The organism is Thalassoroseus pseudoceratinae (assembly GCF_011634775.1).
Taxonomy (GTDB): domain Bacteria; phylum Planctomycetota; class Planctomycetia; order Planctomycetales; family Planctomycetaceae; genus Thalassoroseus; species Thalassoroseus pseudoceratinae.
In genome coordinates this window covers 162,598-175,025 of record NZ_JAALXT010000009.1, presented here as the reverse complement: position 1 = coordinate 175,025, position 12,428 = coordinate 162,598, and the positions used below count along the sequence as shown (strand labels likewise).

6 protein-coding genes are annotated in these 12,428 nt (G+C 53.6%); 1 reads left to right on the top strand and 5 read right to left on the bottom strand.

What is annotated here, in order from left to right; translation table 11 throughout:
• Positions 1-15 precede the first annotated feature (15 nt).
• On the top strand, positions 16-708 hold the full coding sequence (locus G6R38_RS25980) for a HEPN domain-containing protein (RefSeq protein WP_166831720.1): 693 nt from the start codon (positions 16-18) through the stop codon (positions 706-708).
• Positions 709-858: 150 nt separating this feature from the next.
• Here G6R38_RS25980 and G6R38_RS25975 read toward each other — a convergent pair whose 3' ends face one another.
• From G6R38_RS25975 to G6R38_RS25955, 5 genes are all read right to left on the bottom strand, one after another.
• Positions 859-2,307: a sulfatase family protein gene (locus G6R38_RS25975; RefSeq protein WP_166831719.1), complete on the bottom strand. Its 1,449-nt coding sequence runs from the start codon at positions 2,305-2,307 to the stop codon at positions 859-861.
• A 277-nt stretch (positions 2,308-2,584) separates the two neighbouring features.
• Complete coding sequence (locus G6R38_RS25970) at positions 2,585-3,577, bottom strand: alpha/beta hydrolase (RefSeq protein ID WP_240928386.1); 993 nt, start codon at positions 3,575-3,577, stop codon at positions 2,585-2,587.
• A gap of 19 nt (positions 3,578-3,596) precedes the next feature.
• A complete protein-coding gene (locus G6R38_RS25965) occupies positions 3,597-5,729 on the bottom strand; it encodes a right-handed parallel beta-helix repeat-containing protein (RefSeq protein WP_390881477.1) in 2,133 nt (710 codons plus the stop codon).
• A gap of 278 nt (positions 5,730-6,007) precedes the next feature.
• On the bottom strand, positions 6,008-6,394 hold the full coding sequence (locus tag G6R38_RS25960; protein WP_166831716.1) for a hypothetical protein: 387 nt from the start codon (positions 6,392-6,394) through the stop codon (positions 6,008-6,010).
• 162 nt (positions 6,395-6,556) lie between these two features.
• Entirely contained in the window at positions 6,557-12,373 is a 5,817-nt protein-coding gene (locus G6R38_RS25955; protein WP_166831715.1) for a DUF3320 domain-containing protein, read from the bottom strand.
• Positions 12,374-12,428: the final 55 nt, after the last annotated feature.

Here is a 12,428-nt window from a genome sequence, read left to right as displayed (position 1 = left end):
CGGGGGAGTTAGGTTATGTCTGAACTACAGTCCTCAGTGCGAGACTTGCGGCGTCTCTGGAAACCCCATAAGGAGCGTTTGAGCGAAGACGATCCTGAGCATCCAACGAACATTCGCTTTCATCGGGCTTGTAGCTGGCTCCGTCGAGCCGAACAAGCGACTGAGGAGAGTGATCTTGATTCCGCCCTTCTTAGTCAGTGGATAGCGTTCAATGCACTCTACGGGCAATGGGATCAAGCGGCACGAGCACCTCTCGCAGACCGGGCGTGCTGGGAACAATTCGTTGATCGGATACTCGCCCTCGATGGTAGCGACTATGTGCCGAGTGTGCTGTCAGACAACAAACGGCTCGTCATGTCCATTTTCGATGACGAGTTCCTAAGCCGATACTTTTGGCAGGAACCAAGTGGCAAACGGGCTGGCCAGTCTAAGAAGACGATGTACGACGCGAGAACCTGGTACTTACAGGGCAAATGGGCCCTCATCCTCGACCGTGTTCTCGAGCGGATCTACCTGTTGCGGTGTCAGCTAACGCATGGGGCTGCCACGTTCAATAGTTCACTTAACCGCACGGCATCCCGGCGTTGCTCGACAATGATGGATCACCTGCTCCGAGCATTTCTGCTCGTCTGGATCAATCACGGAGTCAATGAAGATTGGGGCGTCATGTGCTATCCGCCGTTACGGAAAACATCAAGTAGACGCTGAGTCCAATACTCGCCACCAATGAATTTCCGCTTGCATCGACTATGTCACACGGGGACTCGTCTTGTACTGCCAACTGGCAAACTCAAGTTCTCGCCTAGTTTCCTGCTAGTTTTTTAGATCGAAAATCTAGGTTGCCGGAAGAGATCGGTGTTATCTGGATGGGTCGAATTGGAAGAGCGGTTTGGCTTCTGTTGGTAGTGGGCCGGCGTTTCTTGCGCGGTACTTTGAAAAGCACTCAGGGTTGGGTTTTGCCGGGAGCGTTCGATGCCAGGCTTGAAGTTTCTGTAGCATCTCGGCGGCGATTTCAGGATGTGAGTCCTTCAAATTATTCTTTTCCAAGGGGTCTTTATTAACGTTGAAAAGCTCAAGTATCTCGAAATCTGCGTCGGTCAATAGTCGCCATTGGCCGTCTAATATCGAGTAAGAAGGCCCCCGGCGGTTTGGCACGCCTTTCCAAAATAAAGGCTTTTCGCGTCGCGGAGCTTTCGTCCCTTGCAGCGTCGCCAGTTGGCTTGTTCCGTCGGGCTGGTAGCCATCTGGCATCTCCGCCCCTGCGATTTCGCAGAACGTCGGAAGTAGATCGACGGCGGAGATCCACGAAACGTCATCAATCGCCCCCGCCTTAATTTTACCTGGCCAACGGGCAATGAAGGGTACTCCGATCCCACCTTGCAGGATGGATGCCTTCCGCCCGTTTCGTCCGCCGGTTGTCCCGACGCTGCCGCCGATTCCGAATCCCTCACCGGTCGCGGAATCGTACATGACCGTCAGCTTGCCGCCTCGGCCGCTGCCGGCCGGACCATTATCCGAGCTAAAGATCACCAGCGTGTCGTCAGTCAGTTTCAATCGGTCGAGCGCATCGAGCAATTCCCCAATCCTGTCGTCGGCGTGAGACAGCACCGACGCGTAAACATTATTCGGATCATCCAGCTTCGGAAAACGCCGACGATATTCCGGCAGTGTGTGGTGCGGTGTATGCGGCTCGTGCATCCACAAGTTAATGAAGAACGGTTTCTTCGCAGCTGCGTTCTTTTCGATGAACGCAATCGCCCGAGCGGCATCTTCGTGGACCGGCATTTGCTCGCCGGCGCAGTTGAAGGCACCGTACTCGTCATAGCCGTAATTCGTAGGCAAGGGCGAATCGGGAATCATATTGTTGGATAGATGCCATTTCCCGAAATGTGCTGTCGCGTATCCAGCCGATTGGAGCATCCTCGGAAGCGTGGGCGTCTTCGGGTCAAGCCAGTCCGGCACGTTGCGTTTGGCATTGCTATTGACCCACGCGAAGTGACCATCAATCTTGTATCGTGCGGGAAAATGCCCTGTCATCACCGCGGTGCGGCTTGGCGAGCATACACCGCTCGCGACTGTGAATCGATGAAAGTCGGTACCTTCTTGGGCAAGCCGATCGATATTTGGTGTCTTTAGATATGGATGCCCATGGCAACCGAGATCACCCCACCCCCAGTCGTCTGTGAAAATGAAGAGAATGTTTGGCCGTTCTGAACCGTCGGACTGTCCCGCGGCGAAGGCTGGACACGATGCCAAGAGGAGGCAGGTCAGTAGTTGTATTGTTCGAGCTATTCGTTGTCGATGCATAATCGGATTCGATCTGAGTGTAGTAGAATACTTAGTGTTCTGTAGCCGCGTCCACATTGAGGTTTCGCTAGGTCTCACGGTCAGTTGCTAGATTCCCGTCTTTACTTCTTTGACGCTTTCACAAGCTCGTTAACGAGATCCCACTTTGGCACAGGTCTCTTCGACAATATGTGCTAGTTGCCGTCATAGGGTACCTCAGATGCTTGTGCTTGAGCGGAGGCAGAAACCACCGAGACCAAGTGTTGCGACTGCTGTATGACCCATGTCTCTCGATTATTCAGTGCGGCGGCCGGACCTGATCAACAAAGAACTGCACGGTGCGTTTAATGATGGCGTCGCGGGATGGCTCAATGTCGGCGTCAACCCTACGCCAGTTGTGACCAGAGTTTTTAATGATCACGATTTCAACAGGCGCCTGAACGGCTTCTGCTTTTTCTTTCATGTAGTAAGCATGCTTTACGGGAATAGTTGTGTCCTTGTCGCCCTGGATCATCAGCAGCGGTGGGCTGTCATTGTTCAGGTAGTTAATCGGACTGACCTCCCGGTACCGCGCCAAATTGTCCTTCGGGTCGGAATCGGAGCCCATGATACGAGCTTCAAACCGGTCACGAAAGTTGGCTCGGTCGTTGTGATTGAACAAATCGATCTTTTCAAAATCACACGGGCCGTACCAGGAAACGCCAGCCGCCATCTGATAGGAAACTTTGGAAAGGCTGGCATCGCCGGGCAACTGATCCGCCGAAGTCAACAAAAGCATCTGAGCAATATGGCCACCAGCCGAATCGCCCATCACGCAGATTCGCATGGGGTCGATCCCAAGTCGTTCGCTGTTCTTTGCCAGATAACGGATGGCGTCTTTGCAATCGATGACGCAGTCTCGCATCACAACATTGCTGCCCTTCTTCACCAGACGATAACTCACCGGCGCGATCGCGAAGCCCTGCTTGATGAGCCGCTTGAACACAATCGCAAAGGAACCAGTTCCCGCCTTGTACCGACTGCCGGCGGCCCAGCCTCCACCATGTGTGAAGACAATCACTGGGCACTTTTCGAAGCGTTTGACGGTGGGATAGTACAAGTCCAGCTTGAGATCCTTACCAGCGATGCTCTTATAGACGACTTCAAGTTTGCGTTCCCCGCCAGTTTCGAGATACTTCGCTTGTCGAGTCCGGCGTGCGGCTTTCTTTGTGGTGTTCGGTTCCTGAGCAGTCGCGTCGCTTACAACCAGAATTGCGGTCAGCAAGACGATGTATCTTCGGTAATCGATCATTGATGTTGTCCAGTGCTTTTCATCGTTCATCTGTTAACCCGACCTTGGACATGTCAAATGGAACAAAGCCCATCATCAACGCCGGCGACTCAGACTTCAATTGGAAGTCCCCGTGTGCGGCGTCAACGAACATTGGATCAACAGCCAGGCTGTCGACATCGACACCGTCCGCGTGTTGTCTCTTCAACATCTCGACTCCCAGCTTTCGATTGGCTGCGCAAAAGTAGATGTTCTGATTTGTATCGGCCTGTTTCGACGCTGCCAACGTTCGGCCTCGACGATCTTCAGTCGTGCGGCCTCTCCCCGGCGGCAATTCATCAATAAAAGTGCAATCGTCGGCGGATGAATAGAAAATATTCCGCTTAATCGTGGCCCCGGTCATTGGGCCTTCACGCAAGGAGAGGTAGTAGCCCCGTGGCGGTGCGATCACGTCAGCGATGATGTTATTTTCGCATCGATTGTTCAACTTCAAAATGATGCCTTGCGAAGTACACTTGTAGATCAGGTTTTCGGCGATGAGCGTATCTCTCTGTCCGCCGTCAGTCCGAATCGCCGCCTGCATCTTCGTCGGTGCGACCAGGTGATGAATATAATTTCGACGGATAACATTGCCGGAACCTGCACCACGGATGTAGATCCCGTTGCCGTCACCAAGCAATTCCATTGCATGATGAATTTCATTGTACTCGACGACGTTCTCGTGCGTATGCAGATACGGTCGCACATCCCCAAACCGAAGTCGTTTCGGAAGTCGGCCGAGTTCGTGTCGTCTGATCGTTCTGCCAAGCTCTCGTCCCTGTCGCCCGAAAAAATGGGTCATGCAACCAGAGAGAATGATACCGGTGTAAGGCGTGTGATGGATGAGATTGTTGGCAACGCGATTCTCGCCGCTTTGCCATATCATAATGCCGGGGGAGTGCCAGTAGATTTGGCCGGTATGGTGAATATGATTATTGGATACGTTGTTCTTCCGATTCACGTCCTTGGTGCCCGGGCCGTAGCCGCACAGCAGAATGCCCGTCCCACCGATGTGCTCGATCACATTACCGGAGATCGAATTCTCTTGACCGCGCAAATCGACACGAATTGCTCCACTGCCACTGTGAATGAACCGACATTGTTCGATCACACAGTTCTTCGTTCCACGCAACCGAACGAGAGCGTTTGGTTTATCGTGCATGTCCCAGTCGTGTTGTAGCCCGGCATCGTTCGCTGCTAACTGATAGCGGTCACCGTGCGTGAACGTCAAGCCACGGAATTGCAGGTTGCGGACCGGTTTATCTTCAGGACCAGCCTTGTCGATCTCGCCTTCGATACGAATCAATTCGGTCAGTTGCGGAGCCAGCACAGGCGAGTCGTTCCGTGGCCAGAGATAGAGTTTACCTTCCTTGGAATTCAGGACCCACTCGCCCGGTTCGTCGAGTTCTTCCAACGTATTCTCGACCCAGCACGATTCTGTTTGCTTGAGAAAGTGCAACGGGTTCATCGCATATGTCGCATCGATCGACGTTTGCGCGATTTGCCTCTGCTCGTCGACAGACTTCAGTGGCAGAATATTGACAATCCATGCGTGATGTGGACGAACGACGATCTCAACGTCTTCGATATTCGGCCAGTTTCTCAGGCGGCCAGCAGGAAAGTAAAACTGATTTCGGCTTCCGCCATGCCGTGGAATAAAGCCCTTCGAACGAGCCCGCGGCAGGAGGCCCTCGGAATCGAAAAGAACACGAAACCGACTCGAAACGTCCGCGACCAGCACCTTGCCAATCGCTTCTTTGGGTAACGCTGCCTGTGCATTCGTTAGATTGGTCCACTCGCGAATTTCTTGACCAGCACTGAAAACTGGCGTCTCACCAGGATAAGCAGCGTAGGTAATTGTCGAGTTGGTTTGTCCCGAATCCTGTAGCCCGAAGACGACGGTTTTCTCAAGACGATAGGTTCCGCCGCGGATGAGGACTTCTATGTCACCGGACCGTTTTCTTTGTAATTCCCTCACTGCATCGCGTGCACACTGCAGCGTCTGGAACGGCCCGTCTGTCTGCTGCTCGTTCGGAGTTGCCAAAGTCCCGGACCAATCGTCGGAACCACTAGGCGACACGTAAAAGTCAGCAGTCAAGTCCAATGCCTGTAATGGATTTCCAGTCGAAAGCATGAGTGTGATAAGAGTCAGTGTCAAACGGGATGTTCGCATTTCTTGACATCACCTTTCTGTCATAAAAAACGCTCTCGCAATTGACTATAAACACTGTATGGCGATCGATAAGACAGCCGCTTTGAGAAAGAACCGCGGAGAAGTACTCTAAGCAGTTCGTGACATCTGATCTCTTTTCATAGGGCCGTTGAACACATCCACGTTTTAAGAATAGAGTTTAAGGATGCGACTTACCATCGATTTCCATGATTTCACTATCTCCGAACGGTGTGAAGGTGTCAGGGGTGGCCTGCAGCAACCATAGCCACTGCCGTGCGTCGAGGGCTGACAGGGTTTGTGTCGCATGGAAGTTCGCCAGCACTCTGCTCCATGGGATACGATACCATCCCAAGACTTCCCCTGGCGAGAAGTTCCTGATGCAAGTCGAGATAGTGGATATACCGGTGTTGTGCGGCTGCGTCGCCATCCGGGAGTTTCTCCATCGCTGCGAATTCATCCGACGTCGCGTTCACGTCCACTAGACGTGCGAGAAGCTGGTCAACATCCAGGGGCTTCTTAGCTTCAGCCATGCTGCCACCCGTCACGCTGAACGGCCCATGCTCCGAATAACGACGAAGCAATAGTTCCCGCTCTTCGGTTGTCAATTTTCTCAGATAACCATCCACCGCCTTTCGGCGAACTTCCAGCAGCGACGCTTCTTCGCCGATTCTCGCGTGTAGCTGCGCCAGAATCGTTTCCGAGAAAATTAGGTGATCTTGTGCCTGTCGCTGAAGCCACGACAGAGTTTCGTGAATCGACTTCCGAAACGAGACCGTTCAGCAGTCAAACTAGTTCTTCGATTCCAAGAAGAGTTTGATCGCTTCCTCAAGCCGTTCGCGGGCAGATTGTGAAAGGCGGGCGAATCCGATGGTCCTGGCCATTGCGATCGCGGGATCACTATCGGTGGCTAGTTCAGGACGCGCCTCCAACAGTCCTCGCAGTTCCGCGATCGAAATCTCGTCGATGCTGCGTTTATCTTCATCAGACAGCGGATGACGATACTCGATGATTGGCAACGGATTCTCGCCAGACCAGAGGAACCGGCCGGTCGATTCCTCATTCGAAGGAACGTCGGTCAACAATTCCAAAATTCGGTTGCGAATTTTCGCCCCGGTGCGGGCAAACCCATGCAGACGTGCAATCTGTTTGGCCAAGACGTCATCGCGAATCGGTGCTTCCTGATCAAGCATCGATCGGGCCATCTGCCTCAACGGTTCATCGTAAGCTGCATCAAAAAACTGATCCTGAGCATGACTCGCATCCGGCAACGACGATCGCTGATAGTACAATGTCGATTCACCATTTTGACGCATCGACTCCGTGAAGTCAGCGGGTTCGACTTCATGGGACGCTTGCCGATCGTCGACCGCGGAGGTTTCCTCGTCAATTTCGCGTTGGGTTCTCAGTAATACATTGAGAGCGTTGTGAAGCTGCTCAATCGCGTTGGCCGAATCGTACCACCAGTCCGGCGACCAGACTCGCAAGATATTCCAACCCAAGTTTTCTAACACTTGCTGCCGGGTTTTGTCGCGGTCGCGAGCCACAGCGGACCGATGATACGTGGCTCCGTCGCACTCCACACCAGCGAGGTACGCGCCGGGTTTATCTGGATGCCGAATCCCAAGATCAACGCGAAACCCGGAGACCCCCACCTGCGGTACCACTTGCCAGCCACGAGCGTCCAACGCCTCGGCGACAGCTTCCTCGAATGCAGATTCCAGACCACCGACACTGCCATCCGTGCGTGCCTGAATGGTACGTGGGCCTTTCTCCGCGTATTCCAAGAACGCTTTGAGATCCCGAACGCCACGGGCCTGCGAACGCTCTGCGTTGAGTTGGTCCGCGGTGAAGGAAGAATACACGAGCAGTTCTTGTCGAGCCCGAGTGACCGCCACGTTCAATCGTCGCTCCCCACCGTCTCGGTTCAACGCACCGAATGTCAACGGAATGGGGCGACCAGTGGCGTCTTGACCAAATGTAATCGAGAAGAACATCACATCGCGTTCGTCCCCCTGCACGTTTTCCAGATTCTTAACTACCGTGGGTTCAATTCGCTCATCGGCAAAATACCAATCGAGCTCGGGATGTTCGCGTTGCGCTTGATCGAACAAATCTTGAATTAACGTTTGCTGCTGAGAGTTGAATGTGATGACTCCGAAGGTCAATCGGTCGGTCTCAGGAAGTTCCAGATTGCGTTTCATTCGGGCGACGGCATCACGCACAATCGCTTCGGCTTCCTGGCGATTCGTCCGGCTTTTTCCACGGTCGTAGAGCGCACCGGGTTGATGACAGAACGACACGCCCCGGTCTTCAGACTCGGCGGCGGGAAAGGTGACAAGTTTGTTGCCATAGTAGTTGTAGTTTGAGAACGCAATCAACGATTCGTGTCGACTGCGGTAGTGCCAATTCAACAACAGCGTTGGCAGGCCCGATGCTTTTGCTTCGTCGAGAATGCTCTCCAAGTCTTTCTCGTGATCTTCGAGCTCGTCATTCGTTTCGTCGTCGTCCACCCGTCCAAAGAAGTTGGTTGGCGGCAATTGTTTTGGGTCGCCAACGATGATGGTTTGCTGACCGCGAGCGATCGCCCCGATGGCGTCCCAAGTAGTAATTTGTGAGGCCTCGTCAAAGATGACGACATCAAAAATTGCTTGGTCTGCCGGTAAGTATTGAGCAATCGACAACGGAGACATCAGCAAACACGGAGCGAGCTTTCCGAAGGTCTCCGGCATATTCGAGATAACTTCTCGAATCGATTTGCTCGGGCGTTTCAGATTCATTTGGTGACGCAGCAACCCCAACTCCGACTTGCGTGGGACTCCAGAATCTGGCGCCGGTAATTGGTGCGCAACGGCTTGCAAAGCCTGAGACGCCGCAGTTTCACGTGCCAAGTCGTCCAGTTTCCTGAAATCCTGGATCGCATCTTCGTGTTTGAATCGTTGGAAGGATTGCAGCACTGGCGAGCGATCAATGGCCTTCGTCACCCACCAACGGGCATAGGCAACACGAAACGAAGCCGCCATTTCGCTTGGTGCAATCCGACGATTTTCCAGGTCGCGGCGAAAGGAATTGAGTCCGACGGCTTTCGCTTGCTTCTTGATACCACACCATGCAGTCCAGCGTTGCAACTGTGTGCGATGTCGTTGAATCGACTGAGCGGCGTCGATCGCGGCCGTTGCGATTTCCGAAGACTCCCGCGAAATCGGAGTGCCATCCGAAACGGCGCGAAAGGACTTCACGGATTGGGAGAGCGCCTTCGTCGCCGCCAAGAACTCTCGTGTCGCTTCGAGGATCGGTGAATCCACTGACTGCCCTGCGAGAATCGGATAAATCGTTTTTAAAACGGCATTGGTGTTTTCCGACGAACGTCCAACCGATCGGATGGCTTGGCGAACCCCGCTCGCTTTGTCGAGGTGTTGTCGGAGGGCTTTCACATCGGTTTCATGGGCATTCCATCGTCCATTGATTTCAGCCAATGGACTGTTTTCGATGGACTTCGAATGCTGGCGAATCTGACGGATTGCGGAAATGTCGCTGGCGGGATTGGCTTGCCCACTCGTTGCATAGCTTTGCAGCAAGCGGGTGACCTTCCGGCGTGCAAACCACGACATCGGCCAGAACGAAGCCACGGCTTGTCGCCATTGCGTGTCGATATCGTCGATCGGAATCGATTCAAGCGATTCATCGTAGTTCGCGGCGGCTCGTTCGCGGGCCTCTTGATACCCTTCGATCGCCGTCGCCAATTCACTTGCGGCTGCGGGCAGCTTGGCGAATTGTTTGTTGAAGATAATCCGCAGATCGTCACCGACACAATCGACTAATGCCGTCGCGAATCGATTGAGATTGTCCAACTCGGTGAACAAGCAATCTCTCATTTCCGGCAAACCAACGGATTTCGAAAACGAACTCAACGCCTGTCGAAACGCAGTTGCGGCCTCTTTTAACTGTTCGCATTCGGCGAGCAGTTTTGCTTCCCAACCCGCGGACCACTGTGTTGTCTTCACAGCGGGAAGCGAGACATTCGAGTCAAGCGCACTGTAAGTCCGAGCAAGTTCATCGATGATTGTCGTCAGGTTCCAATAGGCGTCGGTATCGTGTTCGACAGAATCGGCCCAATCGAATTCTGGCGTCTGAATTTCGCGACCTTTGACACATTCGCCCATTGCCTCATAGACCGTCCAACCGTTCGGGTGTTGAGTATGGATCGCCGACACATAGGCATTCAACTCATCACGTCGAATTTTGAGCCGTTCGTTGATCGTCAACCATTCGTTCGGCTTGGCCCGCTGGTTGTTCAGCCAAGAGCCTTCCAGTTGATCCAGAAACTTGCGGCGTTCGGCTTTGCTGCTATGAAGTTCCAAGCAGCAATCGCCAAGCCCATGTTCTTTGAGCCGCCGATAAACCACATCCAACGCCGCCGTCTTTTCTGCCACGAACAACACGGTCTTCTTAACAGCGAGACACTGCGAAATAATGTTCGCAATGGTCTGACTTTTTCCGGTTCCCGGTGGGCCGATCAGGACGAAGTCTTGCCCTTCCGAAGCGGCCATCACCGCCGCCAATTGCGATGAATCGGCTGGCAGTGGGTGGTAGATTTCCTGCGGCTCAAAACGCTGATCGACTTCCTGCGGATGGGGGATCGTTCCGGCACCCCTGTCAAATGGCTGACCGGGATCGCGAATCAAATGCCGAACCACACGGTTCTGCTCCAACTGGTCGACACGATCGACCAGGTCTTTCCACATCAGGTATTTGGCGAAAGAGAACGTTCCCAAAGCTGACTCATCGACCACCTCGAATCCGGGAATGTCTCGAACTTCCGCCCGCATCCGGCTGAGAATCTGAGGGACATCAACGCCGCTCTCATCCGTCGGCAGATCGCCTTCGAACCAAGACAAATCTCGGTCGAAGTCCTTCTTTAAGAGCTGAATCAATGTCGCATTGAATCGGATTTCATCTTCGTGTTGTGCCAGGTGATAAGGCGACAATGCACTTTTGCGAATGAGCTTCACCGGCACAAGCAGCAACGGTGCTCGGTACGATTTCGTGTCATCCGGTTTTTGCTTCCATTTCAAAAAGCCGACGGCCAAGAACAACGTATTCGACCCGCCTTCCGCTAGGTCGTTGCGGACATTGCGATACAACGTGGTGAGCCGTTTTGCGAGCTCGTCCTCTGTAAGATCACAAGCAATCTCGTCCCGCGCAAGAGCTTGTTTAGCAAACTCAGTGTCGAGTTCTTGGTTGGTCTTTTGCCGATGCAGTTCGGCATCTCGCTCGCCAATCGGATTGTGATCACTCAATGAGATCATCCGCAATTTCGTCCCATCGCCGAGCCGATCTTCCAACCGCGAAATGTCTGGGCAAACGAGCGGGATTGATTGCTTGTTCAACTTGAAATTCAGCAGTCGGTTTCGCAACGACAAATCAAGCAGCTTGCGTTGCCAACGTTCGATTCGACCTTCCGGCGTGGTTGGTTTGACCTCGGACACGTCCATCGCCGAGTGGCCCAGATCAGGAACCGCAGGTAATGGAAGCGGCCCAGACGTTTCGACTGGTTCAATCCCGTCTCGCACTGGTTTATCATGCGATGCCAACGGCCGAAATTGGGCCATTCGTGCCCGCTTGATGTCAATGGTCGCCAAGTATTGCGATTCATTCGACTCGCGGGTTGCGTGTTCGGCGGTTTGAATGGCATCCTGAAAACGCGCCGGCGGATTGTGCGTCACCAAGGTCGTTTCGAACGTGATCAACTCTTTGGCTGCAATTGCTTTGCGGACTTCGCTACAGTCGGTTTCGATCAACCGATCGAAGGAACGCTCGACAAGCCAAACGCCGACGAAGCAGTGACCGTCGGTCATCACGATTACAGGGTTGAGACCGATTGCTTCCATCGCGGCGGCGAAGAGAAGTGTGCTGTCGAGACAGGTGGCCAAGCCATCCCTCAGGACTGTGGACGGACGACGAACCTTCTGACCCTTCTGTTCGAAACTGCTCGGTGGGTTCGCGTACGTCAGCGATCGTTCCGCCACAGCCGACCAGATAGCAGCTGCAAGGAGATAAGCTCGTTGCGGATCGTGGCGTTGATACCCGTCGAGCGCCGTTGAGTGCCCATGCTGCCCCAGAATTTTACCAGCCGACTTGAGAATAGGAGCCAGCGACGGATCGTTCGGCATCACGAACGCTGCCAACAATTCACTCATCGATCCGAGACCGCCCCATTCGTCCCGCGCGAGCACGCGAATGTCGTGGACGACTTCGGAAAGAACCGTATCCCCTTGTTGTAATCGCAAGGTGACTCGCCCACGTTCCGCTTCGTTCAAGCCATTCAAATAATCGGAATCGAGCTGGACATCGCGATCACGGATTGTGAGTTGTTCTCCCGCGGCAATCCGCTGAATCATCCACTGTTTCGGGCGAGTGAACGCTGGGCTAGTCGTCAATTGCAGGCTTAGCTCACCCAATGAGTTCGAGGACTGTATGTCTTGTCCCGATTCATTCTGCAGTTCCAACGAGCGAAGCAGCGGAACGGAGTTTTGCCAGGATGCATAATTGATGCAATCCGTCAAATCGGCGTGGATCGTGAGTCCCGTGGTACGATCACCGGTCATTATCAATCAGCCTCAATGTGCATGCTGTCGTCAAACGGAAAGTTGGAACCAAGTG

Excerpts from the sequence above, each read along its gene's own strand:
- G6R38_RS25980 (WP_166831720.1), top strand. The coding sequence starts at position 16 with ATGTCTGAACTACAGTCCTCAGTGCGAGACTTGCGGCGTCTCTGGAAA.
- G6R38_RS25970 (WP_240928386.1), bottom strand. The coding sequence starts at position 3,577 with ATGATCGATTACCGAAGATACATCGTCTTGCTGACCGCAATTCTGGTT.
- G6R38_RS25965 (WP_390881477.1), bottom strand. The coding sequence starts at position 5,729 with ATGCTTTCGACTGGAAATCCATTACAGGCATTGGACTTGACTGCTGAC.
- G6R38_RS25975 (WP_166831719.1), bottom strand. The coding sequence starts at position 2,307 with ATGCATCGACAACGAATAGCTCGAACAATACAACTACTGACCTGCCTC.
- G6R38_RS25955 (WP_166831715.1), bottom strand. The coding sequence starts at position 12,373 with ATGACCGGTGATCGTACCACGGGACTCACGATCCACGCCGATTTGACG.